Source organism: Arthrobacter sp. DMZ02-1R, from assembly GCF_057747935.1.
Genome location: NZ_CM173230.1, coordinates 2,300,629 through 2,325,588, shown reverse-complemented (window position 1 = coordinate 2,325,588; position 24,960 = coordinate 2,300,629). Strand labels below are relative to the sequence as shown.

22 protein-coding genes are annotated in these 24,960 nt (G+C 62.9%); 5 read left to right on the top strand and 17 right to left on the bottom strand.

What is annotated here, in order from left to right:
- The first annotated feature begins 22 nt into the window (after positions 1–22).
- Positions 23–700: a peptide deformylase gene (locus tag AC3ANQ_RS11330; RefSeq protein WP_488305133.1), complete on the top strand. Its 678-nt coding sequence runs from the start codon at positions 23–25 to the stop codon at positions 698–700.
- On the opposite strand, the gene AC3ANQ_RS11325 is transcribed toward AC3ANQ_RS11330, so the two are convergent.
- Positions 690–2,717, bottom strand: coding sequence for a S9 family peptidase (locus AC3ANQ_RS11325; protein WP_488305132.1), 2,028 nt, complete (start codon positions 2,715–2,717; stop codon positions 690–692). The genes AC3ANQ_RS11330 and AC3ANQ_RS11325 overlap by 11 nt on opposite strands.
- A 68-nt stretch (positions 2,718–2,785) precedes the next feature.
- On the opposite strand from AC3ANQ_RS11325, the gene AC3ANQ_RS11320 reads away from it, so the two are divergent.
- The 4 genes from AC3ANQ_RS11320 (at position 2,786) to AC3ANQ_RS11305 (ending at position 5,991) form a co-directional block, all read left to right on the top strand.
- Positions 2,786–3,637 (top strand): methyltransferase domain-containing protein, encoded by an 852-nt coding sequence (locus AC3ANQ_RS11320; RefSeq protein ID WP_488305131.1) that lies wholly within the window; start codon positions 2,786–2,788, stop codon positions 3,635–3,637.
- A gap of 108 nt (positions 3,638–3,745) precedes the next feature.
- The gene (locus AC3ANQ_RS11315; protein ID WP_488305309.1) at positions 3,746–4,207 is read left to right on the top strand and encodes an NfeD family protein; all 462 of its coding nucleotides are present in this window, start codon (positions 3,746–3,748) and stop codon (positions 4,205–4,207) included.
- Between the two features lie 104 nt (positions 4,208–4,311).
- Positions 4,312–5,331, top strand: a complete 1,020-nt coding sequence (locus tag AC3ANQ_RS11310) for an SPFH domain-containing protein (protein ID WP_488305130.1) — start codon at positions 4,312–4,314, stop codon at positions 5,329–5,331.
- A 312-nt stretch (positions 5,332–5,643) separates the two neighbouring features.
- Positions 5,644–5,991, top strand: a complete 348-nt coding sequence (locus tag AC3ANQ_RS11305; RefSeq protein WP_059389983.1) for an RNA polymerase-binding protein RbpA — start codon at positions 5,644–5,646, stop codon at positions 5,989–5,991.
- A gap of 84 nt (positions 5,992–6,075) precedes the next feature.
- Here the strand turns inward: AC3ANQ_RS11305 and AC3ANQ_RS11300 are convergent, their stop codons facing one another.
- The 16 genes from AC3ANQ_RS11300 to AC3ANQ_RS11225 all read right to left on the bottom strand — a co-directional run bounded on the left by AC3ANQ_RS11300 (position 6,076) and on the right by AC3ANQ_RS11225 (position 24,915).
- The gene (locus AC3ANQ_RS11300; protein ID WP_488305129.1) at positions 6,076–6,819 is read right to left on the bottom strand and encodes a polyprenol monophosphomannose synthase; all 744 of its coding nucleotides are present in this window, start codon (positions 6,817–6,819) and stop codon (positions 6,076–6,078) included.
- Positions 6,820–7,253: 434 nt separating this feature from the next.
- A complete protein-coding gene (locus tag AC3ANQ_RS11295; RefSeq protein ID WP_488305128.1) occupies positions 7,254–8,918 on the bottom strand; it encodes an amidohydrolase in 1,665 nt (554 codons plus the stop codon).
- A gap of 32 nt (positions 8,919–8,950) precedes the next feature.
- Positions 8,951–11,848, bottom strand: coding sequence for a DEAD/DEAH box helicase (locus AC3ANQ_RS11290; protein ID WP_488305127.1), 2,898 nt, complete (start codon positions 11,846–11,848; stop codon positions 8,951–8,953).
- Between the two features lie 24 nt (positions 11,849–11,872).
- Positions 11,873–12,667 (bottom strand): twin-arginine translocase subunit TatC, encoded by a 795-nt coding sequence (gene tatC, locus AC3ANQ_RS11285; RefSeq protein ID WP_488305308.1) that lies wholly within the window; start codon positions 12,665–12,667, stop codon positions 11,873–11,875.
- 48 nt (positions 12,668–12,715) lie between these two features.
- Positions 12,716–12,985, bottom strand: coding sequence for a Sec-independent protein translocase subunit TatA (tatA, locus tag AC3ANQ_RS11280; protein ID WP_265977393.1), 270 nt, complete (start codon positions 12,983–12,985; stop codon positions 12,716–12,718).
- A gap of 32 nt (positions 12,986–13,017) precedes the next feature.
- Entirely contained in the window at positions 13,018–13,368 is a 351-nt protein-coding gene (locus tag AC3ANQ_RS11275) for a hypothetical protein (protein ID WP_488305126.1), read from the bottom strand.
- Between the two features lie 9 nt (positions 13,369–13,377).
- A complete protein-coding gene (locus tag AC3ANQ_RS11270; RefSeq protein WP_488305125.1) occupies positions 13,378–15,414 on the bottom strand; it encodes a helix-turn-helix transcriptional regulator in 2,037 nt (678 codons plus the stop codon).
- Between the two features lie 96 nt (positions 15,415–15,510).
- Positions 15,511–15,906, bottom strand: a complete 396-nt coding sequence (locus AC3ANQ_RS11265) for an FKBP-type peptidyl-prolyl cis-trans isomerase (protein WP_488305124.1) — start codon at positions 15,904–15,906, stop codon at positions 15,511–15,513.
- A gap of 50 nt (positions 15,907–15,956) precedes the next feature.
- Positions 15,957–16,895: an FKBP-type peptidyl-prolyl cis-trans isomerase gene (locus AC3ANQ_RS11260; RefSeq protein ID WP_488305123.1), complete on the bottom strand. Its 939-nt coding sequence runs from the start codon at positions 16,893–16,895 to the stop codon at positions 15,957–15,959.
- Positions 16,896–16,994: 99 nt separating this feature from the next.
- Complete coding sequence (pafA, locus tag AC3ANQ_RS11255; protein WP_488305122.1) at positions 16,995–18,359, bottom strand: Pup--protein ligase; 1,365 nt, start codon at positions 18,357–18,359, stop codon at positions 16,995–16,997.
- 1 nt (position 18,360) lies between these two features.
- Positions 18,361–19,068 carry a proteasome subunit alpha gene (gene prcA, locus AC3ANQ_RS11250; protein WP_488305121.1) on the bottom strand — a complete coding sequence of 236 codons (708 nt, stop codon included), beginning with the start codon at positions 19,066–19,068 and terminating at the stop codon, positions 18,361–18,363.
- A 1-nt stretch (position 19,069) separates the two neighbouring features.
- The gene (gene prcB, locus AC3ANQ_RS11245) at positions 19,070–19,879 is read right to left on the bottom strand and encodes a proteasome subunit beta (protein WP_488305120.1); all 810 of its coding nucleotides are present in this window, start codon (positions 19,877–19,879) and stop codon (positions 19,070–19,072) included.
- Between the two features lie 77 nt (positions 19,880–19,956).
- Complete coding sequence (locus AC3ANQ_RS11240) at positions 19,957–20,160, bottom strand: ubiquitin-like protein Pup (protein WP_184735227.1); 204 nt, start codon at positions 20,158–20,160, stop codon at positions 19,957–19,959.
- 122 nt (positions 20,161–20,282) lie between these two features.
- Entirely contained in the window at positions 20,283–21,899 is a 1,617-nt protein-coding gene (gene dop / locus AC3ANQ_RS11235) for a depupylase/deamidase Dop (RefSeq protein ID WP_488305307.1), read from the bottom strand.
- A gap of 50 nt (positions 21,900–21,949) precedes the next feature.
- Positions 21,950–23,764, bottom strand: a complete 1,815-nt coding sequence (gene arc, locus AC3ANQ_RS11230) for a proteasome ATPase (protein WP_488305119.1) — start codon at positions 23,762–23,764, stop codon at positions 21,950–21,952.
- 101 nt (positions 23,765–23,865) lie between these two features.
- Positions 23,866–24,915, bottom strand: coding sequence for a tRNA (adenine-N1)-methyltransferase (locus tag AC3ANQ_RS11225; protein ID WP_488305118.1), 1,050 nt, complete (start codon positions 24,913–24,915; stop codon positions 23,866–23,868).
- Positions 24,916–24,960 lie beyond the last annotated feature (45 nt).

The window sequence follows — 24,960 nt, the reverse complement described above, 5'->3', positions numbered from 1 at the left end:
GCCATCCCACTAAGCTCAATCCATGGACTTTGAGACTCGGCCCCTGCCGGCCGGCCCGGACACGACGTTCACGGCCTCCCAGATCCGCGCCGCAGTTCAGGATCTACTCGGGCTCGACGGGCTTCCACCCATCGTCCAGGTCGGCCACCCCGTGCTCCGGCAACTCGCCGCACCTTATGATGGCCAGCTCGAGGACACCGAGCTGGCGCAACTGATCGAACGGATGCGGGATGTCATGCACGGCGCCCCCGGCGTTGGCCTCGCAGCACCCCAGCTCGGCATTCCCTTGCAGTTGGCCGTGCTTGAGGACCATTTCGACGTTGACCCCGTCGCTTCAGAAATCCGTGAGAGGACACCGCTGGGCTTCCTCGCGATCCTGAATCCCAGGTACGAGCCCGAAGGGACTTCCACCGCGTCGTTCTACGAAGGCTGCCTGTCGATGCGTGGATTCCAGGCCGTGGTCACGCGGCACCGGGATGTTCGCGTGCACTACCAACGTCCTGACGGAAGTTCAGCCTCGGAAGGATTCTCAGGATGGCAGGCACGGATAGTCCAACACGAGACCGACCATCTGCACGGCGGACTCTATCTGGACAGGGCCGAGCTGCGGTCCCTTGCCGGCGATCAAGAATACGGCGCCCGCTGGGCGTACCCCGGAATCGACGAGGCACGCCGCGGGCTGGGCTTCCTTAACTCTTAACCGGGCCGGATTCGCGCGACGGGTTTGCCGCGGAAGGCAGGTACTTCGCCCACCACGCGAGGATCTGTTCGAACCGCTGACGGCGGTGATGCGGCGTACCGGAACGCGAAAGTTCGTGGTCCTCGCCCGGGAAGAGAAGCAACGCCGTCTCCACGCCTTGTGCCTTCAAGGCGGCGAAATAGCGCTGTCCCTGCTCAACAGGGCAACGGAGATCGTTTTCGCTGTGGATCACGAGCGTAGGCGTCCGGACCTCAGTTACGACGGCCATGGGGCTTTGGGCCGCCATCTGTTCCGGAGATCCACCCGTATATTGACCGCCGAAGAACCACCCGATATCCGAAGAGCCGGCAAAACTGACGGGGTCAAGGAAGCCTCGCTCCACAATGGCCGCCTTGAAACGGTGTTCATGTCCAGTAACCCACGCCGTCAGATATCCACCATAAGACCCGCCCATAATGCCGATCGATTCCCCGTCCATCGTCGGGAAGGCCTCTAGTGCGCCATCCAGGAAGGTAAGCACATCCGCCATGTCCACGGTGCCCATTTTCGCCTTGATGGCGCCACCATGTGCCTGACCATATCCGGCAGAACCACGGGGATTGCACATCAGGACGGCGTATCCCGCCTCTGCATATACCTGGGCCTCATCGAAGAAAGCGGCCGTGTATTGAGCGAACGGGCCACCGTGGATGGTCAGCAGCACCGGATGCGGACCCTGGCCCACCGGCAGGACCGCCCAGCCATGGACCGCGTAGCCATCATTGCCAGTGGCGGTGAATTCCTGCGGATCCAGGATGTTTGCTTCTGCCCGGAGTTCCCCGGAGAAGTCAGTAAGCAAGCGCAGCTCGCGCCGCTCCAGGACGCCGACCTCGCCGTTGCTCGAAGCGTCGCTGACACTGACGGCCACCACGCCACCCTCCGCGGAAGCACCCCCTACAACCCGGGGCCCTTTGAGCAGGACCGCGCTCCCGCCGTCGGCCGTCCATTTGATCAGCTCCACACTCCCACGGCTTGTGTTGAGACCAAGCATGCCATCCACCCCGAGAGGTTCGAGGGGGCCGGAAATGTCCTGGCCTTCGACATCGCTCAGCATTGCGGCTTTGCCCCCGCGAACAGGCATCACGTAGAGGGCCGTGTTCCTCGCAACGAAGTCCAAACCGTCTTCACCGAGGTCCTGCGCCGTAAAGAACAGCCATTCGCCGTCGATGGATTCGCGGACCTCGTGCACAGCTTGTGGCGCGGCATCCGGCCGCACGGCTTCTGGCTCGCCACCCGCAGCCCGGACGCGATAAATCCCAGAGGCGATATCGGCGTCGTGCGCTTTATGGAGCGACGCGACAAAGTAGACGCTCTCGCCGTTGCGGCTGAAAGACGGTGACGCGTGATCGGCGTCGCCGAACGTCAACTGCACCGCTGCCGGCAGCAAGCTCGGCGCCTCAGGTCCGCGTGATTTCGCAGCGCGCCCCACGGGAGCCACGGGAGGTTCCGCTCCGCGCTCCGGGACGTCGACGACGAACAGTTGGGCGGGTTTGTCCGCCGTGTAGCCGAGCCCGTTGAGCCGGTACTGGTTGTCCGTGATGAGCCGAGGGTCCTCGCCGTCCGCCCCGACGCCTTCAACCGTTCCGTAACGGCCTTCTTCGGGAATCCGCGAGGAGAACACAATCCTGCTCGAATCGGGCGCCCAGGAAAACTCCGAGACTCCCAATTTCTGTTCCGTAATCGCTTGCGGCTCCCCGCCGTCGGCTTCGACTACGTGCAGTTGTGGCTTTCCGTCCGGCGTCGCCCGGAGGAGCGCCAGCACCTTGCCGTCGGGGGAAAAAGCGGGTGCAGTGTCCCGGAAGCCTCGGGTGATTCGTCGAGGCGGGACTGCAGGGTCGAAGGCAACACTCCAGAGTTGCCCTACGTACGCATCGGCGTCGAAATCGGGCCGGGTGACGGACACGACGGCGCGGGTGCCATCCGGGTGGGCGGCAGGGGAAGAGACGGACTTCAGCAGCGGGAGTTGTTCGGCTTTCACGCTGGTGAGCCTAGCTGCCGTCCCGTCGCGACGGCTCGTGCCACTCCGGCCGCCGTAGGATTACCCCTATGCTTGCCGACGCCGTCCCTTCCCTGCGCTGCCCGGTCTGCCAGGGTTCTTTCGGCCTCAGCGGTGCGGCGCCCTTTTCGTTGAATTGCGTCGCCGGCCACAGTTTCGATGCCGCCAAACAGGGCTACTTCAACCTGCTTACCGGCAAAGGTACGGTCTTCGAGGCAGACACGGCAGAGATGGTCGCAGCCCGCAACGACTTCCTGGGCGGCGGACACTACGCTCCCCTGGCTGATGCCATCGCGGAACTGGCATCCCCGGTCCTGTCGGCGCCGGGATCCCTTGTTCTGGACTCCGGCACGGGCACCGGCCACTATTTACATACGGTGCTGGACCGCACTCCCGCGGCCGCTATTGGCATCGATATCTCGAAGTTCGCCCTCCGCCGGGCAGCACGTCTGAATCCCGGCGCCATCAATCTGGTGTGGGACATCTGGCGTCCACTGCCGCTCGCCGACCATAGCGTCGACGCCCTCATCGTGGTCTTTGCGCCGCGGAATCCTCCGGAGTTTGCCCGCGTGTTGCGTCCTGGCGGCCGGGTGATCGTGGTGACTCCCCGGAGCGGACACCTCGCGGAGATTGCGGAACGCACCGGAATGCTGAGCATAGAACCGGGCAAAGACGAGCGCTTGGCAGAGTCCATGCAATTCTTCACTCCCGGGGACTCCGTCCAACTCGACGTGGAGCTGACACTCAACGGGCGCGATATTGCTGACGTCGCCTTCATGGGCCCGGCGGGCCACCATCTGGAGCGTTCGGCTTTGTTGGCGTCGATCGCAGCAGAATCGTCAGTCGGAGCCACAGCGAAGTTCAACCTCAGCATTTTCACTGCGCCTGAGCGACCCTCCTAACGCGAAGCTTCGCACCGGGCTAGGATGGAAAAACAGCGACTGGATCTTGCCGACGCTGCAGTCCGGATCAGGCCGGCTGCCGCCGCAAGTCCGGGAACAGGGGGAATGATGTTTGAATGGCTTGGCAGCAACTGGTGGGCTCTCTGGCTCACGGTTTTCCTCGCGTTTGCCGTAGTGGAGATGCTGACGCTCAACTTCTTCTTCATCATGCTCGGCGGCGGCGCATTGGCTGCACTGGTCGCGGACTTTGCCGGAGCTGATCTCTGGCTTCAGATCGTCGTCCTTTGCGTCGTGTCCTTGCTCATGATCGCCTTTGTCCGCCCTATCGCCCTGAAGCATCTGCACAAGGGTCCTGCCGAACAACGGACCAACGTGGACCGCCTGATCGGCCAACCGGCGCTCGTGATGGAGCCAGTCAGTGCGACGGCAGGATTGGTGAAGATCGGTGGCGATGTATGGACCGCCCGCAGCGCCGCGGGAATCATCGACGCCGGCCAGACAGTGCAGGTCACCAGGATTGACGGCGCGACGGCGGTAGTCGCCTCAACGGCGGAAAACAGTCCGCGCTGAGCGGCGCCCCGGAGCGCGCGTCCCGCAAACTTGGCCAGAAAATGATCGGCGCTTGCCGCACACAAGACCACATCAAATACGTAACTGGGGAATGAAGGAGATGTATGGATAGCTTGGGAGGAACTGCAGCCGCGATCGTGCTGCTAGTTCTCGTCATATTTGTGATCATCGTGTTGGTCCGCTCGATCAGGATCATCCCGCAAGCGCGCGCTGGCGTCGTCGAACGCCTGGGCAAGTACCAGCGCACGCTCAACCCCGGGCTCACCATCCTGATCCCCTTCGTCGACCGCCTCCTGCCACTGTTGGATCTTCGCGAACAAGTGGTCTCCTTCCCGCCGCAGCCGGTGATTACCGAAGACAACCTGGTAGTCTCCATCGACACGGTGGTCTACTTCCAGGTGACGGATCCTCGGGCCGCGACCTATGAGATCGCCAACTACATCCAGGCTGTTGAGCAGCTGACCACCACGACGCTCCGCAACGTGGTGGGTGGCCTGAATCTCGAAGAGGCCCTCACCTCGCGCGACCAGATCAATGGCCAGCTCCGCGGGGTCTTGGACGAAGCTACGGGACGGTGGGGAATCCGCGTTTCACGCGTGGAGCTCAAGGCAATCGACCCGCCCCACTCCATCCAGGACTCGATGGAAAAGCAGATGCGGGCCGAGCGCGACCGGCGTGCTGCAATTCTGACGGCCGAAGGTACCAAGCAGTCGCAGATCCTCACGGCCGAAGGCCAGCGGCAGGCTGCAATTCTTGCCGCCGAGGGCGACGCAAAGGCGGCTATCTTGCGCGCCGACGGTGAAGCCCAAGCCATCCAGAAGGTCTTCGATGCCATCCACAAGGGCAATCCGGACCAAAAGCTGCTGGCCTACCAGTACCTTCAGACCCTGCCGAAAATCGCGGAAGGATCATCCAACAAGCTGTGGATCATCCCCAGCGAGGTCGGCGAGGCCCTTAAGGGCATCGGCAGTGCACTGGGAGGCACAAACGGAGGGGCCGGCGTTGCGGACCTGTTCAGCGACTCCGGGAAGCCCGCAGCCGAGGTTTCCGCACCCGCGGCCGCCCCGGCAGTGAGTTCCGGACACCCCGAATCGATTCCCCCGGCACAGGATCCGCCAGCGTAGCCGAAGGCAGCTTCGCAATCCAGTTCGAGGCGAGGGACCGGCCATCTCACGTGGCCGGCCCCTCGTGGCATCCGGGCTGCAACGGAGTTCCGTCAGGGGCTTTTTTCAGGGAAGGCTCCCGCTTTGTCCTGCCTGCATCAATCCGGGTATAATGGTGTATTTGTCCGGCCGGTTCAGTCCGAACGGAACATTAACGCTTGGTCAGGCGTTTCATCTAGTGATGCAACGTGTGCATACAGTAGCCCGGGCGGCGTCGATTCGGCGTCCGGCTAGCGCGGAGCCTGGTTCCGTGAACAGACAGAGGGAGTAATCATGAGCGATCGCAGCCTGCGGGGCATGCGTCTTGGCGCCCAGAGCATGGAAACCGAGTCCGGCGTTGAGCCGGCACCGCGCCAGAGGGTTGAATACCGTTGCGCGGACGGGGAGCAGGTCTTCGTGACCTTCTCGTCCGAAGCGGAGATTCCCCCTGTTTGGGTTTCCAAGACGGGCAAGGAAGCGCTCCTGGTTGATGGCGAACGCCCCGTTGACACCAACGAGAAGGCCGTCCGTACCCACTGGGACATGCTGCTGGAACGCCGCAGCCTTCCCGAACTCGAGCAGATCCTTGAAGACCGGCTGAACATCCTGCGCGAACGCCGCGGGGAACGCCGCTCGGCGTAAGGCACAGCCAAAGGCGTAGTCCTAAGACAAAGGCCGGGTCCGCCCTCTTAACAGAGTGCGGACCCGGCCCTTGTTTGTTCTGGCCTACTTTGAAACCGGGGACTTCTTCCGGGTCAGCGCGGCCCAGCGGGAGGCCAACCCCCACTTGGTCACGTTGATCATGGCCTCAACAACGATGTTGCCGCTCATCTTGGAGGCTCCTAGCTCGCGCTCCACAAAGGTGATGGGGCGTTCTACGATCTTCAGTCCCAGCTTGGCGACCCTCCACGCAAGGTCCACCTGGAAGCCGTAGCCAACCGATTCGACCTGGTCCAGCTTGAGTGCCTCAAGGGTGCTGCGGCGGAAGGCGCGGTACCCGCCAGTAATGTCCTTGATCTTCAGGCCAAGCATAATGCGGGCGTAAGTGCTGCCCGTGCGTGAGATCGCTTGGCGGTACAACGGCCAGTTCACGGTGCCTCCGCCGGGAACCCAGCGTGAGCCCATGGCGAGGTCGGCGCCGTCGTTGATGGCATCCAACAAGAGCGGCAGTTGCTCGGGCTGATGAGATCCATCAGCGTCCATCTCCACGAGGACGTCGTAGCCAGCCGCCATACCCCATTTGAATCCGGCAATATAAGCGGCCCCGAGGCCTTCCTTGCCCTTGCGGTGGAGGACATGGACCTGGCTGTCCTCGGCCGCAATGCTGTCGGCGAGCTGTCCCGTGCCGTCAGGGCTGTTGTCATCGACAACCAAGACGTCAGAGGCGGGGACAGCCACGCGCAGCCGTCCGAGGGTCTTGGGCAGCGATTCCAGCTCGTTATAGGTGGGGATGATCGTCAGGACACGCAAGAAGAGGCCTTTCCTTGATGGAGCGGTCAGTGGGCCGGAGCAGCAGCGAGGCTGGGATTCTGGCGCAACTCTCCATTATAGGGCGACAACTCGGCGTGCTCAGGGCCACTTGTGGTGCTAGACACACCAAGTCTCCTTGGCCGCGGGCAGGTCCACAAGCCCAGGTCCAGTGCCGACCCGTGTTTCCAACTCGAGGCCGAACCGTTTTCTGCGGCACTGCGGACCTGCCCACTACGAGTGCCACGGTCTGAAAACGGGCCCATTGACTGTTTTGACACGGACCCCACCGCGGCCAGACAACCAGGTATTCCCTGTGGAAGCCTGTTGACCCTAAATGCTACGGGCTTCACAAAAACTGTCAAGCGCCCCCTGACCTGCGGCTTCATTCATTGACGCAGGTCAGGGGGCCTTCAGTATCGGCAGGATATTTACAACTATGACCGAAATGATTCCCTTGAGAAGAGCTCCCGGCCCTCCCGTACGGTCTGCAGGCAGGTGGGGTCGCTTCCGCTGTCCAGCGCGGGCAGAAGGGGCGTACGGGCACGCGGATCGGTGGACCAGGATTGGACACGGTCATCTGCCACCTGAACCATCAGCTCTTCAACCTCCCACACTGCAAAACTTGCAGGTGCCCCGGGAACCAATTGACCCATGAGCGGATTGCGCTGCCTGCTGGCCCGCCACCCGGCGCGGGTGTGTCCCAGGAACGCGGCGCGCGCCGAAATACGCTGGTCCGGGTTGCTGTGCTCCAAGCAGGCCCGGACACTGGACCACGGGCGCAAGGGGGTGACCGGGCTGTCGCTTCCAAAGCACACGGGCACGCCGGTGGAGTAGTACGAGGCGAAGGGGTTCATGGCCGCTCTCCGTGGGCCGCCCAGGCGCTGCTCATAGAGTTTTCCTGCCCCACCCCAGGCGGCATCAAACGCGGGCTGCGCGCTCACGGTGATCGAGTACTTGGCAAGGCGGGCGAAATCCGCTGCATCTGCCATTTCCACGTGTTCGAGGCGATGCGCGGCTGCACGGACCCGCTGCTCCCCCACTTCTGCCGCGGCAAGGTCCAAAGCATCCAGCGCGGTCTTCAGTCCGGCGTCGCCAATGACATGGAAACCTGCTTGGACTCCCAGCGCTGAACAAGCGGCAAGATGACGGGCAGCCTCATCCACAGAGAGATAGAGGCTTCCGCGATGCCCAGGCGCGTCAGCGTAGTCGGCGTTGAGGGCCGCCGTTCGTGACCCGATGGAACCGTCGATGTTCAAATCACCGGCCAAGCCAAGAACGGGTACGTCCAGACCTTCCAGAATGGAAGCAGCGTGCTCGGCCGATGTAGCAAGTTCGCCCCAATAGGGCAGGATCTCGGGGACACCCTCCCGGCTTTCGTTCCACGAGGCGGACATCCGCAGGTCCTCGACACTGCAGAGGTGTGGCGCCGCCATCTCTGCAAGCGCCACATAGCCGTTGGCCGCAGCCTCGCGAAGGGTAAGTTTCTGGTACCGGCGGCGCTCGGCTTCGGGGAACTGCCTGGCGGCCAAGCGCGAGGCAGTGTGAGCGGCCCTCAGAACGTGTGCGGAACCGTCGTAGCCGTCAAGGCCGGCGATGCCCGCAGCGGAGGCCAAGGAAGGTGATGCAAGGGCCGAGTGCGCGTCCACGCGCGCCAGATACACCTTGCGTCCACCGGCGGCGCGATCGAGTTCCTCCGCCGCGGGCAGTGTCCTGTCCTGCCACATCGATTCGTCCCAGCCATGGCCCAGCACAGTGCCAGTGGCACCAAGCGCCTTTGCGGCGCGGGCGACGACGTCGAGCAGTTCCCGGGCCGAGCGGACCCCGGCAAGTTGGAGGGCATCAGCCGCAATGCCGGTCTCGGTGAGATGCATGTGGGAATCTACAAAGCCGGGAGCCAGCAAAGCTCCCCGCAAATCAATGACTTCCATCGACGAATCGGCAATCGACGTCGCGGCTTGCTCTGAACCAACCCAGGCAACTGTGTCTCCGTCAACCAGCATTGCCGTTGCAAAGGGGTCCGCGGCGGTATAGACGGAACCGTTCCGGTACATCGTGACCTTGCGGGGCGTAGTTTCAGCGGGCATGCCTGGATGGGTCATGGAAATGCTCCTTGCTGGGAATCTATGGTGGGTCAGGAGACGTTGGAATAGGCCACTACACCGCGGCGGACCAGATCGATCGCTTCTCGGCATGTCTTGGCCTGGCTCCGTTCGAGCCCGGGAATCTTGGCCATCTGGTCCAGCAGGTCGATCACCTGCTTCGCCCAACGCACGAAGTCCCCTGCGGCGAGGTCGGTGCCACTGAGTACTTCCTGAAGGTGGCGGCCTTTGGCCCACTTGAAAATGGGCCAAACGAGTCCGAGTTCCGGCTCGGCCGTCAGCGGGAGCCTGTTCTTGTCCTCGACGTCCTCCAGCGTGGACCATTCACGCACCACGATGTCCACGGAGGATTCGAGGGAGATAGACGGCATCTTGGGCCGGAGACCGCGATCGTCGCGCTTGGCTTGGTAAACCAAAGTGCTGGCCAGCGCAGCCAGTTCTGCGGCGTCGAGATCCTTGATGGCGCCCTGGCGAATGGATTGGGAGATGAGCAGATCCTTTTCGCCGTAGATGCGGCGCAGGCGCTGGCCGTCCGTGCTGATCGTGACATGGCCGGCGTCGGACGTCTGCAGGTACCCGTAAGCGGCGAGGACATCGCACACACGGTCAAATGTCTTCGCGATCGTGTTGGTGCGGCCTTGGATCTGCCGGACGAGCCCATCGGTTTCATGGCGCAGTTTCCACCAACGCTCGGCCCAGCGGGCGTGGTCTTCACGTTCGCTGCAGCCATGGCAAGGATGGGCGCGGAGTGCCCGGCGCAGGTCCGAGATTTTCTTTTCCTGGTCCGGCAAGTAACGGGCGCGACCAAAGTCCTCGTTCCTGTTGGTCCCCCGGGCAGGCGGCCGCCCCTCGCGCACTGCGTTCCGCATTGCCGATGCCAGGTCACGACGGGATTTGGGCAGTTTCGCGTTGAACGACTTCGGGATGCGGATCCAGGACACGGGCGCGACCGGACCTTCGACCTCGTGGGCGCCGATCGTGTGCAACTGGTTGTCTTCCGTCAGGACTGCGGGCCGCGGTTCACGCGCATTGGGATCGGCATCGAGCACGACGGCGTAACCGGGCGAGCGTCCGCCGGGAACCTTGACGATGTCTCCAGGCATGAGGCGAGTGAGGGATTCCACCGTCAGGGATTTGCGGGCCCTTGAGGTACTCCGGGATGCATATTCCTCCGCATCGCTGAGGTCCCGCCGCAGCTTCGCGTACTCGGTGAAGTCGCCAAGGTGACACTTCATCGACTCGGCATAGCCGGCGAGTGACTCTTCACGGCTCCGAACCTGCCGCGCCAGCCCCACGACGGAACGATCGGCCTGGAACTGGGCGAACGATGACTCGAGGATCTGCCGCGCCCGGGGACGTCCGAACTGGGCGATCAGGTTGATGCTCATGTTGTAGGTGGGTCGGAAACTGGAATTAAGGGGATAGGTGCGCCGTGAAGCAAGGCCGGCCACAGCCGCGGGATCGGTTCCCGGCTGCCAAAGGACCACGGCGTGACCTTCGACGTCGATTCCGCGCCTTCCCGCACGGCCGGTCAGCTGGGTGTACTCCCCCGCGGTGATGTTGACGTGGGCTTCGCCGTTGAACTTGTCGAGCTTCTCCAGGACGACGCAGCGGGCCGGCATGTTGACGCCCAGCGCCAAGGTCTCCGTGGCGAACACGGCCTTCACCAGGCCGTCGGCGAACAGGGTTTCGACGACTTCCTTGAAAGTCGGCAGCAAACCGGCATGGTGCGCAGCGAGCCCCCTGAGCAGGCCGTCACGCCAGCTCCAAAACCCCAGCACGTCGAGGTCGTCCGCGGGAATTTCGCGGCTCGCCTCATCTACCCGGGCCGCAATGATCTGCTGTTCCCGCTCCGTAGTCAGCCACAACCCCGCGGCGGCACACTGCGCCACGGCCCCGTCGCAGCCAGCACGGGAGAAAATGAAGGTGATGGCCGGGAGGAGCCCCTGGCGGTCCAGGCTCGCAATAATTTGCGGCCGGCTGGCTTTGCGCACCGGGCTCCGCTGCTCCGCGGCGCTGTTGTCACGTTGGTGGTCCTGTCTGCGGCGGCTGCGTCCACCGTGACCGAATCGGCCACGGAAGTTCATCTGGCTCTCTGCCCTGGCCATGGACAACAGCTCGGGATTGACCTCGAATTCCTTCTGCCTGGGATTCCGGTCCAACTCCTGGACTGCCACCGGCAAGGGTGCCTCGCCGTCGGTTGCCCCAGAAGCGATCTGATCAAAGCTCGTGTCCCCGGCGAAGAGATCGACGATCTCACGGCCCACCATGACGTGCTGCCACAAGGGGACAGGACGGTGCTCGGTGACAATCACATCGGTGTGTCCGCGCACGGTATCCAGCCACGCACCGAACTCTTCAGCATTGGACACTGTGGCGCTCAGGGAAACCACCTGTACCTCGCTGGGCAGGTGGATGATGACTTCCTCCCAAACTGCGCCGCGGAAGCGGTCCGCAAGGTAGTGCACCTCATCCATTACCACGAAGCCAAGGTCGCCGAGGGTGTCGGAGTCCGCGTACAACATGTTCCGTAGGACTTCGGTGGTCATGACGACGATGGGAGCCTCGCCATTGATGGTGGTGTCGCCGGTCAACAGGCCCACGTTTGACGCGCCATACTTCGCCGAAAGCTCGGAGAACTTCTGGTTGCTCAGCGCCTTGATGGGCGTCGTGTAAAAGGCTTTGAGTCCGCGTTCAAGGGCGAGGTAGATCGCGAATTCTCCGACGATTGTCTTTCCGGCCCCTGTGGGCGCCGCCACCAGCACTCCCTTGCCTTTCTGGAGCGAACGGCAGGCGTCACGCTGGAAATCATCAAGTTCGAATTCCAGCGACTGGGCAAAAGTGCCGAGATAGGTTTTCGACTCAGCACTCCTTTGCGCTGCAGCTTGAAAAGCTTCTGAGGGCGAAAGGGCCCCTGAATTGGAGGACATGCTTCAAGCCTAGTGGCCTGAAGACTACAGATTCTCCAGATCAGAGGCAGGTGTGGCGACGTCGGCAGTGGCTTCCGTCTCAGCTGCGACCTTCGCCTGATGGCGCGCGCGCCGTTTGTCGTTCAGGAGGCATAGCCCGATTGCGGCGAAGAACAGCGCCAGCAGGGGGCCAGCGAGCATGAACATCGACAGAGCGTCGGCACCGGGAGCTGCCACGGCGGCCAGGACGAACACAAGGAAGACGGTGATACGCCACGCCTTGAGGATGGTCCTGCCGGTCAAAACGCCCGCCATATTGACGCCCACCAACACCACTGGGACCAGGAAGGCGATACCGAGGAACAGAAGCATGTGCGTGGCGAAGGTCAGATATTGCGATGCGTCGATGTTGTTGGCGCCGTTTTGGGGCGTGAACTGCAGCAAGGCGCGCACGACGTTCGGAATCACCAACCATGCGACATACACGCCCACCAGGAACAAAGGCACCGCCGCGGCCATGTACCCGAGGGTGTAACGCCGCTCCTTCTTGGTCAGGCCCGGGGTGATGAAGGCCCAGACCTGGTAGATCCAGATCGGGCTGGAGATGACCAGGCCGATCTGGATGGCAATACGGAGCTTGAAGTCGAACGGATCCGCCACGCTCGCGAAATTGAGGACGGCGGTCCGCTTGGTCTCCTGGGCGATCTTGACCAACGGATCCGACAAGCTGTTGACCACAGGCTCATAGAGGAACCATCCTGCCACGGCGCCCAGGAAAACGCCGATAGCAGACTTGATCAGCCGGTTCTTAAGCTCCTTCAGGTGGTCTAGGAGCGCCATCCGCCCTTCGGGGTTGGCTTTGCGGCCCGTCTTCGTTGCCACTACTGCTTAGCTACGGGTTGCTGGCGGAACGTCAGTGTCGTTGCCGCTCTTGGTAGTGGCTTCGGGGTGGTTGACCACTTTGCCTTCAACGGGGTCCGTGTCGTCCTTGGCCGCCGGCTTCCCGTCGTTCTTCATTTCCTTGACTTCGGATTTGATGATGCGCATCGACTGACCGAGGCTCCGGGCCATGGCCGGAAGCTTGGGTGCCGCAAACAGCAGCAGCGCCACGATGATGATTATGACAATTGGCCAAGGGCCATCAAATAGTCGTCCCACGGGAAGTCCTTTCGTTGGAATACATCCTACGTCTAACTGAATTCGATGTCGTGCAGGGACTGGGGTTGGCCCCGCTCTGCTTTGCGCTTAACGCGCTTTTGGCGACGCACTTCCTGGCGGGAGGCCTTGGCCGTCACGTAATCATGACGCATCCCATCCGGTGAGGCAAAAACGGCCTCGCCGAACACTTTCGGCGAGGCACCGCCGTCGTCGTCAGGGTGTTCGGGAAGGTGCGTGCGACGCCCCAACTGCTCCCCCGCCGCACTCAGCTCATGCACCGTCGCCATGAAAGTCCGGAAAAGCCTGATGCCCAACAGGACGTAGCAAAGCAAGGACACTGCAATCAGAGCGACCCACAGAAGGATCCAGGACCACCAAGGCATTTGAGTAGTCTATCCAGCCTTCACGGTTTGTATTGGGCCCGGTTGCTTGTACTGCCCGAGGGCCGCGTCAAGCCCCTCTGCCGTCGCATCCGCCAGCCCGGCAGGCTGAAGGATCCGGGCCGCACCACCATGCTGGGCAACGAACATCGGCAACCAGTCCGCGTTTCCGAATCGGATCTCGGCGAGCAGGCTGCCGTCGGGAAGCACTGCTGTCCGATCCGCATAGTAGTCATCCGCCAGCCCGGCACCTTGTCGAGTGAGCTGGAGGACAACCACGACGTCGTCGTCGTTGGGCGTGTAGAGCTTCACCGGAACGCCGTCCTCGGCGCTGCCAGCCCCGGAAACAACCCTGCCGTTCGGTGCGATCTCCTCGACGCGGTCCAAGCGGAAATTCCGCAACCCGGCTTTGCTGTGACAGTACGCCTCGAAATACCAGGTATTGTCCAGCGAGTAGAGCCGGAGGGGGTCGACGTCCCGTTCGGAGATTGAATCGCGTTGCGGTGACAGGTAGCGAAGACGCAATTGGCTGCCCGCCTGGATCGCCCGGGTGATGATGTCGAAAGCTCCCGCGTCGGCAGGGGTGACGGGCGGGCCGGCGATGGCCGCCGCCAAACGGCCGGCCTCCCCCGCCGCGCCGGTGAGCTTCAGGGTCACGGACTCCAGGGCCCCGCTCTGTTCGTCTTCCGACATGCCTGCCTGGGCGGGGAGTCCGCCCAGGGTGGCGAGGCCGGTCAGCAGGGCGCAGGCTTCGTCGACGCTGAAGCGGACGGGCCGGTTGAGTTCGAGGTGTTCCCGGATGTAGACGTGCTCGTTTTCCCAATCGATATCGAACAAGTCATCCGGATAGCCTTCAGGACGGCCGGAGCAGATCAGTATCTTCAAGTCCTCGAGCAATTCCTTGCGGGTGATTCCGAAGCGGTCCGCCACCTCCTGGATGGGCAAGCCCTGGTTGTGGACGAGGAAAGGCACCAACTGCAGCATCCGGTTGAGTTGGTTCTCCGAGGTCCGCTTACGCACCCGCGGCGCGGGACCTGCCTCGGGAAAGCGGATCTCGACGGCGGGGCGCGAGGCGAACGCGGCGGCGGCTTCAAGCCGCCGAATCACGGCGAGACGGAGCTCAGGCGGCCCGGCCACGCTCACGTGCGGACCGTAGGAGGCCAATTCTTCAGCCAGTAGCTCGCTGTCCCGGAACGGCAAGGAGAGGCGGTCCCTGCCGTTGCGGGGGCCAGTGCTCCCAGCCGTGTCCGTGATGTTCACCGCCCGCTTGCGGAGTCCCAGCAAGCGGCCCTCCGCCACGTCGAGCTGGGCCTCCTGCAAGGGGAGTTCACTGAGGCTGTCCAGTTCGGCGCGGATATTAAAGCCCGCCGGAATCTCGCAGTGGTCCCGTGTCTCGGCCTGGACCTCGCTCGTCATCCGGGACAGGCGAAAGAAACGTTTGGCTCCTCGATCCCGGTCGAAGCCCACCAGGTACCACTGGCCGAACCGGCTCCCCAAGCCCCAGGGCTCCACGAGGCGGCGCTCTTCTTTTCCGGTGCTGGCGGCACGGTACTGGAAGACAACGGGGTGCTGGCCGTTCATGGCGGCGATGATGTCGTCAAAAGCCTGGCCCGCGGGCTTGATGCGCGGCTGGATGCCCGCCGGAAGTTCGACGTCGGCGAGGTCGCCGGAAGCCTGCAGCTTCCGCAGCGCGCTGGCTGCTGCCGAGCCCAGCGCTGCGCGTTCCCACAACTGCGCGGCCAGAAGCAGTACTGTTCCCTCCGCAGGGGTCAGACGCACGTCCGGCAGTCGGTTGGATTCCTTGCCGATGCGGTAGCGCGTGGAAGCCGGATCGTCTGAGCCGAAGCCATGGTCAAGGAGCGTTTCGATCACGAAACCAAACTGCTTCAAGTCCGCCTTGTCCCGTTCGAACATGCGGCCAAACGCGACGTCGCTGTCGCCGGCGTCGTGGTACACCTTGTCCCTGAGAACGGCCCGGGACAGCCCGTATTTCGTGTTCAGAAGGGCGATCAGCAGGTTCAGGAGTCGTTCGGTACGTGATGCAGACACGATTGCAACGTTACTAAATTCCTGCGGCAAAGGCGGAAGGCGCGTCTGCGGCCGGATTCCTCCGGCTGCAGACGCGCCTTCCTGAGCTGTGGATACCTAGCGAACTGCCACGAGGTCCACGACGAAGATGAGCGCTTCGTTGGGCTTGATGGCCCCGCCCGCGCCGCGGGAGCCATAGGCGAGCTCCGAGGGGATTTCCAGACGACGGCGGCCGCCGACCTTCATGCCGAGCAGACCCTGGTCCCAGCCCTGGATGACCTGGCCGACGCCGACCCGGAAGTCCAGCGGGGCCCCGCGGCCCCAAGATGCGTCGAATTCTTCGCCCGTGGACCAAGCAACGCCAACGTAGTGAGTGGAGACGGTGTCGCCGGCCTGAGCCTCAGCGCCGTCACCGACGATGATGTCCTTGATGACCAGTTCCGTGGGAACGTCGCCCTCCGGGAAGTCGATTTCGGGCTTAGTGCGGTCGAAATCACGCTGACCAAATGACATGGGTACTCCTCAATTTGATAGGGGCAATGCGGTGTGAATTTAGCTGAAGATTAGTTGGCGCCCAGGATGTCCACGACGAAGACGAGGTCGCCCTTCGCGTCACCTTGACCGGCGTCGCCATAAGCGAGGTCCTTGGGGACAACCAGAAGAACCCGGGAACCGACTGTCTTGCCGGCCAGGCCTTGCGTCCAGCCTTTGATGACGCCGTTCAGGGCAAAACTTGCAGTCTGTCCGCGATCGTAGCTGGAGTCGAACTTCTTGCCGCCCACCAGGTTGACGCCGACGTAGTTGACCGTCAGGGTGTCCGTTTCCTTGACGACGGCGCCCTTGCCCTTGATGAGGTCCTGGGCAACAAGACTCTGTGGAGCCGTCACGCCGTCGACGGAAATTTGCGGAATTCCCTTGTCATCGACCTTGACCGTGGGCAGGCCAGCGGGAGGCGTCACGGTATCCCCCTCGGGCTTGTCGAGGGCCTTGGTGGCGTCCTTGACGGAAGTGATCTTGAAGACCACCAGCTGCGACGAAGTTGCCGCTGTTGTTCCGCTAGCCGCGGTTCCGGGGACGGCAAAAGCGATGTCGGAGCCCACTTTCGCGCCGACCAGCGCGTTGTAGAGGACAGCGCTGCCAGTCTTGAGTTTGTCGTTCAGTTCGACCGGCATAGGTCCCGTGGTGAATGTGTCTTCAAGGGTCTTGCCATCTTTGCCGTCGACGGCAATGTAGGCGATCTCTGCGATCTGACCGGCCTTCACTCTGTCGCCGGTGCCGTCAGTGACCAGTTTTATGGTTGGCTGCGTCACGTCCAGCGGCTTGTTGAATTCCAGGCCGGGTGCCTTCTTGTCACCATTGTCGGAAACCTTGAGGGAATCCAGCTTGGCGACATCGCCGGCGGACTGACTGGTGGGCTCCGGGGTTGCTGTTGGTGCCGGACTTCCGCCGCAGGCGGTGATCAGCAAGAGGCTGGGGATAAGAATTGCTAGTAGACGTCGCACAAATTGAACTTTCGTCGGGGCAAAAGGAGGGCATAGCTCGGCCATGCACGTAGAGGCCCGTTAAAGGCCAACCTCCAGAGTAACCGGTGAAGCTGGGAGTCAGCTCATTGAGTCCAGCAGGGCATCCACCCGCTCGTCGACGCTACGGAAGGGGTCTTTGCACAAAATCGTCTGGTGGGCGCGGTCGTTCAACTTCAAATGGACCCAGTCCACGGTGTAGTCACGGCCAAGCTCCTGGGCCCGCCGGACAAAGTCGCCGCGGAGTTTTGCCCGGGTGGTCTGTGGCGGTGCGTCCACGGCGTCCTTGATGTCTGTTTCCGCCACCAAGCGCCTGGCAGCACCACGGGCCTGGAGGAGGAAGAAGAGCCCGCGCCTACGCGAGATGTCGTGATAAGTGAGATCCAGCTGCGCGATCCGAGGAGAATCCAGGCCGATTCCATGGCGACGCATGTAACCGTCCATCAGCTTCTTCTTGATAGCCCAGTCCACTTCGGTGTCGATCCCGCTGGTGTCGCCGCTTTCAATGGCATTCAGCGTGCGCTCCCACAGGTCCAGGATGAGCGGTACGTGGGGATTGTGGGCTCCGTTCGACGACACGAAGGCGCTCACCTTCGCTAGGTATTCGCGCTGGATGTCCAGGGCCGTCAGTTGCCGCCCGTTGGCTAGGCGGACCAAGGCCTTGCCGCTGAGATCGTGGGAGATTTCGCGGATGCTGCGAATGGGGTTCTCCATGCGCATGTCCCGCATGATTACGCCGGCCTCAATCATGCGCAGGAGCAGATCCACTGTTCCCACCTTCAACAAGGCGGTGGTCTCGGACATGTTCGAGTCACCGACGATCACGTGCAGGCGACGGAAGAACTCGGCATCGGCGTGCGGCTCATCGCGGGTATTGATGATGGGGCGGGACCTTGTGGTTGCCGAAGATACGCCTTCCCAAATGTGGTCTGCCCGTTGCGAGAACGCGAAGGTGGCACCATGAGGCGTCTTCAGGACTTTGCCCGCACCAGCGATCAGCTGCCGTGTGACGAGGAAGGGAATGAGGATCTCGGCGAGCCGCGAGAACTCACCCCGCCGGGGAATCAAATAGTTCTCATGGCTGCCGTAGGAGTTTCCGGCGGAATCGGTGTTGTTCTTGAACAAGTAGACCGTGCCGTTGAATCCCTCCGCCGCGAGGCGCGCCTGCGCTTCATCCACGAGGTCATCGAGAATGAGTTCACCCGCCCGGTCGTGGGCGATCAGCTGCGCGAGGTCGTCACATTCGGCGGTTGCGTATTCCGGATGCGAGCCGACGTCAAGGTAAAGGCGCGAGCCGTTGGTCAGGAAGACGTTGGACGAGCGCCCCCAGCTCACCACCTTGCGAAAAAGGTACCTAGCGACCTCCTCGGGGGCCAAAGGCCTTGAGTCGGGGCTCGAATACGAAATGCCGAACTCGGTTTCTATCCCGAATATTCTCTTGTCCATCTCAGGCCTCCCCTGCCAGCAGTTGCGTGATTTCCTCTGCCCTGAGCCGCCGGAATGCCCGACGGGAACCGCGACCGCTTTCCGGACTCCGGTCCAGCACTGCCGCCTCGACGGCGGTCCCGGGTAGGGCGTCCACGTCCTTGTCCGTGGCAAGTGCCTTGACCGCCAGACGCAGGGCGTCGGCCAGGCTGAGATCGGCCTTCCAGCCGCCAGCCACCACCTCCGCTACTTGCTCGGCGAGCCCGCCCATCACCACAAATCCGTTCTCGTCGGCAATGGACCCGTCAAAGGTCAGCCGGTACAGATGATCCTCGGCCTGGGCGTGCCCGACCTCTGCCACGGCAAGCTCCACTTCGAACGGCTTCTGTTCCGCGGTGAAGACGGCGCCGAGGCTCTGCGCATAGACGCTGGCCAGTCCGCGGGCGGTGACGTCCTCGCGATCGTACGAATAGCCGCGGACGTCAGCGTAGCGGACACCGGCCTGCCGGAGGCTCTCAAACTCGTTGTACTTGCCTACCGCGGCGAAGGCGATCTTGTCGTAGATCTCACCGATCTTATGCAGGGACGGCGAGGGATTTTCCGCCACCAGGGCGATGCCGTCCGCGCAACTGATCACGACGACGGAACGGCCGCGGGCGATGCCCTTACGCGCGAAGTCCGCGCGGTCCTTCATCAGCTGCTCGGGCGAAACATAAAACTGCTGGGTCATATCAGGCCTCCCGTCCGGCAGCTGCGCGCGATTCAATAATGGATCCGGCGATCGCCGCCAACTCCCGTTCGGACACCCGACGGGCGCCGGCGCGGTTGACCGTGTACACCACCGGCCAGAGTTGGCGGACAGGATCCGGTCCGCCTGTGGCGGAATCGTCGTCGGCCGCGTCATAGAGGGCTTCGACGGCGACGGCGACTGCCTCGTCTTCGGTGAGGCTCGGCCGCCACAGCTTCTTCAGGGCACCTCGGGCGAACACGGAACCGGAGCCGACAGAGTGGTGCTCCAATTCCTCGTATCGTCCGCCTGTGACATCGTAGGAAAAAAGCCGTCCAACGCCGGAGGCCTGATCAAAGCCCGCGAAGAGCGGGATCACTGCGAGACCTTGCATAGCCATGGGCAGGTTTCCCCTGATCATGGCCCCGAGCCGGTTTGCCTTGCCGTCCAGGCTCAACAGCGTGCCTTCGATCTTTTCGTAGTGTTCCAATTCCACTTGGAACAGCCGCGTGATGTCGATGGCCAATCCCGCAGTGCCGGCAATGCCCAGGACGGAGTAATCGTCGGCCGGGAAGACTTTCTCAATATGCCTGCTGGCGATGACATTGCCCATGGTGGCGCGCCGATCGCCCGCCATCAGGACGCCACCTGGATAGCTAAGGGCGACGATTGTCGTGGCATGCGGAACCGGCGGAATCTGTCCCGCGGGCAGCAGTTGATTAAAGGGAAGGAGTTCAGGCCGGGAGCGTTGCAGATGCTCTGTGAACGAAGACGTTGCTTGGGTGGCCAGATGGCTGGCTGCTGGATCCTGCATTGCTGCGCTCCTTCGACTCTGACATCCGATGCCCGGCGGCCTCGCGCCGGCCGGGCCTTAGATTAGCTGGCGGCTGCTTACTGGCCGCCCTTTTGCACAAATGCCCGCACGAACTCTTCGGCGTTCGATTCAAGTACGCCATCAATTTCGTCGAGGAGATCGTCCACGCCCTGCGTGGCGACCGAGGCCTGTGCCTCCGGTGCTGCGGGCGGGGCCTCCGGGACGTCAGCCTCTGTCTCAACGTCGCGGGACTGGGGTTGCTGCTGCTCCTGAGCTGCCATTTCCTTCTCCATTCTGTCCATCCCCGGCAACGGGGACTTCCTGTAATGCCATACTGCCACGGGGCGGGCCGCGACGCTGCGGTTTTAAGAGCCCGTTTGACGGCCTTTCACCTGCTGCCGGTTCAGGCTGGCGGGGCCGGGTCCAGTCCGAGCAATTCACGGAGGAACGCACCCGCTGTGGCATGCTTCTGAAAGAGCTGGCCGGTGAGTGCTTCCGTGCCGCGGAGGGGTTCCCGCGTGGGCACCCGCTGGAGTTTGCCGATGCCGGGAACGTCGAAAATGACCGAATCCCAACTGGCGCCGACCACGTCCTTGCCGAAGCTGGAAACGCACTTCCCGCGAAAATAGGCCCGTGTGTCCGACGGCGGTTCGACGACAGCGCGGCTGATGGCGGCGTCGTCGACGATCCTCTGCATCCGGTCACGCGAAAGCATGCGGTAGTAAAGGCCTTTCTCAGGCCTCACGTCGGCCCATTGCAGATCGATCAGCCCCAAGCGGGCGTCGTTCCATTCCAGTCCGTCACGGTTCCGGTAGCCCTCCAACAGGGACATCTTGGCGAGCCACTCGACGGAAGACGCGGCACCAGCGGGGTTGCTCCCCAGAAGCCCCAACGTCGACTCCCACCGGTCCAGGACATCCCGGGTGTGGCCGTCTCCACTGAAGGAATCGGAGACACCGCTTTCCTGGGCAAGTTTGGCGGCAGCCTCGTAATAGATCCATTGGATGTCCAGCGCAGTTACTCGCCGACCGTCGAGAAGCCTGACCGTAGCAGTCAGGGAGGTGTCGTGGCTGATTGCTTGCAGCCCGGCCACAGGCTCGTGCACTTCGATCTTCGGAGCTTGGCCGGCTTCGATGAGGCTCAGGACCAAAGCCGTGGTGCCGAACTTCAGGTAGTTGGACACTTGGCTCAAGTTGGCGTCGCCGATAATGACGTGCAAGCGCCGGTACTTGTCCGCTGTGGCGTGCGGCTCATCCCGGGTGTTGATGATCGGCCGCCTGATGGTGGTTTCCAGTCCTACCTCGGCTTCGAAGAAGTCCGCACGCTGGCTGATCTGGAATCCGGCAGCCGAACCGTCCTGGCCTTTGCCGAGTCGCCCGGCTCCGCAGATGACCTGGCGCGTGACGAAGAACGGCGTCAGGCCACGGACGATCTCCCCGAAGGGCACCGCGCGCGGCATGAGGTAGTTCTCGTGGGAACCGTAGGACACCGACTTGTTGTCAGTGTTGTTCTTGTACAGGTTGATGGCTGGCAGATCGGGATCGGCTGCGACCTTACGGACGGTGGCCAAGGCGACGAGATCGCCGGCTGCGTCCCAGGCAACGATGTCGCGGGGATTCGTGACTTCGGGACTCGAGTATTCCGGATGGGCATGGTCAACGTACAGGCGCGCCCCGTTCCCGAGGACCATATTCATCAGCAGCGAACCAGACTCGTCGCTGCCATCGGCTTCGAGTTCCTGCCGCCCGTACGCCAGCGCAACGGCCTCGGCGTCCAGCACTGGAGGCCTGTCGGTCAGCTGGCTCGGATCTGCGGCACTGCGCTCAACCGTCCAGCCACGTGCATCATGCAGGGGTTCTTCGTCCGTATAGTCCCACCGCGTTTCAGCGCCCCCGGCCGCCCGCTGCCGCGTCAAGTTCGCGTAGGCCTGGATGATTCGCGCGGACATCATCGTGGCGTTCGCCCCCGGTGCAGAGGGCGCGTGGATACCGTATTCAGTCTCCGAACCCATGACCCGCATGGCCCCGCCCACGGGAAGCTTCTCAGAGGGCAGGCCTTCCGGCCGGGCCGTCACAGGTACTGGCCGGTGTTGGGAGTCGTCTCGATCGACTTCCCGGGCTCCTGGCCGGCCTTGCCCTGGACGATAGTGCGGATGTACGTGATGCGTTCGCCCTTCTTACCTGAGATACGTGCCCAGTCATCAGGATTGGTGGTGTTGGGCATGTCCTCGTGTTCGCGGAATTCGTCGACGACGGCGCGCAGGAAGTGGTCGATCCGCAGGCCCTTCTGTTGGGTCAGCAGGAGATCCTTGATGGCGTATTTCTTGGCCCGGTCCACCACGTTTTGGACCACTGCACCCGAGTTGAAATCCTTGAAGTAGAGCATCTCGGTGTCGCCGTTGGCATAGGTGACTTCGAGGTACTCATTGGATTTCTCGGTGGAGTACATGGCCTCGACGGTGCGCTGGATCATGGCGTCCACCGTGGCCTGCACATCGCCACCGTGTTCAGCCAGATCTGTCGCATGGAAGGGTAGGTCCGTGGTGATGTACTTGGCGAAAATGTCGGCAGCTGCCTCGGCGTCGGGTCGGTGGATTTTGACTTTCACGTCCAACCGGCCGGGACGAAGAATGGCAGGGTCGATCATGTCTTCGCGGTTCGAGGCGCCAATGACGATCACGTTATCCAGCCGCTCGACGCCGTCGATCTCGCTGAGGAGCTGAGGGACAATGGTTGTCTCGACGTCGGAGGAGACACCCGTGCCGCGGGTGCGGAACAGCGAGTCCATTTCATCGAAGAACACCACCACGGGGCTGCCGTCCGAGGCCTTTTCGCGCGCGCGGGCAAAGATCAGCCGGATGTGGCGTTCGGTTTCGCCGACGTATTTGTCTAGGAGTTCGGGACCCTTGATGTTCAGGAAGTAGCTCTTGAGATCCACGTTGCCGGCCCGTTCGGACGCGCGGGCGGCGAGCGAGTTGGCCACGGCCTTGGCGATCAGCGTCTTGCCGCAACCTGGCGGGCCGTATAGCAGGATACCCTTGGGGGCCTTGAGTCCGTGTTCCCGGTACAGATCAGGGTGCAGGAACGGCAGTTCGACGGCGTCCCGGATCTGCTCGATTTGCGGTCCCAGGCCGCCGATATCCTCGTAAGTAATATCGGGGACTTCCTCGAGGACAAGGTTCTCGACTTCCGCCCTGGGAACCTTCTCGAGGGCGTAGCCGGTGCGGGAATCGAGTGACAGGGCATCGCCGACTCGCAGGTGCACTTTCTGCAGGGCACCTGAAAGCCTGACAACCCGCTCCTCGTCGGCGCGGCCCACAACGAGGGCACGGTCCGAGCCAAGCATTTCCTTGAGCGTGACGAGTTCACCCGCCCGCTCATAGCCCAGGCCGGCAACCACAAGCAGGGCCTCGTTGAGGAGGACTTCTTGTCCAACAGCCAGCTGGTTGAGGTTCACGAGGGGGCTGACGCCCACGCGCATCTTGCGGCCGGCATTGAAGATGTCGACCGATTCCTCAGTTGCAGCCTGTCCCGTGCTGCCCGCCGTTGGCTGGCGCCTGGGGTTGATTTGCAGGACGGTCCCGAAGCTGTAAGGCGGTTGGCCGTCTTGTTCGAGGGCTCCTTTGAGCCGGAGGATTTCGGCCTTGGCCGTTTCCAGCATGGTCACGAGCTTGGTGTTGTTCTGGGTGGCAGCGGCCAGTTGACGGTCGATGTGGCGCAGCTTGTCGCGAAGGATGTTTATCTGGCGTTCCGCAACAGTGAGCTCACCGGATTCGTCCACCGGTTGAATTGCCCCACCGCCATGTGCCGCTTTTCCCTCAGCCACGGCCTTGTTCGATGGCTCCTCAGGTGTTGTCCGCCCGAAGTCATTGTTCGACGTATCCACGAAGCATCAGCTCCTTCCCGCTTTCTATAAATAGACCTTAGCCCTCAAAACGGTCGGGAAACCTGTGACATCCGGAATGCGGACTAGTTTGTGATGTTTGCCTAGTGCGAGGCTGAGGGGTCGTCCTTGACGTTGGTCCCGGCAATCGCATCACGTGCCGCACGGCGAAGTTTTTTGTCGGAAACGGCCCGCTCCCCCACGGCTCCCGGAGTCCAGGCATTCAAGTCCTCTTCGCTGAACTCAGTCTTGGAAGGACGGCGCTTGACGGAGATTCCTGTGACACCGTCCGCGAGGCGACGCGTCACCAACAGGAAACCGGTGTGGGCAACCATGCGGTGGTCGGGACGGACGGCGAGGCCTTCGAGGTGCCAGCCCCGGACCATGGACTCCCAGGCGTCCGGTTCGGTGAACCGGCCGTCGGCGCGGATGGCTTCGGCAGTACGGGAGAGCTGGGTGACGGTGGCTACATAGTTGATCCATACGCCGCCGGGAGCCAGGACCGTCGCTACGGCATCCAGGCATTCCCAAGGAGCCAGCATGTCGAGCACCACGCGGTCAACGGATCCGGGTTCCTCGGTGCGGACAACTTCCTCTTGGAAGTCGCCCAACGAGATCTTCCAGGCCGGGTGCGGCCCGCCGAAAATGGTTTCAACGTTGCCGCGGGCGATGTCCGCGAATTCTTCGCGGCGCTCGAAAGAGTGGAGGTAACCGGCGTCGCCCACTGCGCGAAGCAGGGAGATCGAAAGAGCACCGGAACCCACACCGGCTTCCACCACGCGCGCGCCCGGGAAGATATCCGCCATGGTCACGATCTGGCCGGCATCTTTCGGGTAGACCACGGCGGCACCCCGGGGCATGGACAACACGAAATCGGAGAGCAAGGGCCGGAGGGTCTGGTACTGCTGGCCTACGTTGTTTGCCACCACTGAGCCGTCAACCTTGCCGATGATTTCGTCATGGTTGAGGAAGCCGCGGTGCGTGTGGAAGGCGCCGCCTTCTTCCAATGTGATGGTGTTCATCCGGCCGCGTTCGTCCGTGAGCTGGACCCGCTCCCCCACCCGGAACGGCCCGCGGCGCCGAGCCGCACCGGTCGGCTGGGTGGCAGGGTTGGCGGCGGTGGCCGTGTAGTCGGCGGCGGTTTCGCTGCTCATGGGTGTTTCCTCGCTCCTGTACGGCTGGGCCGTCAATTGTTGCCG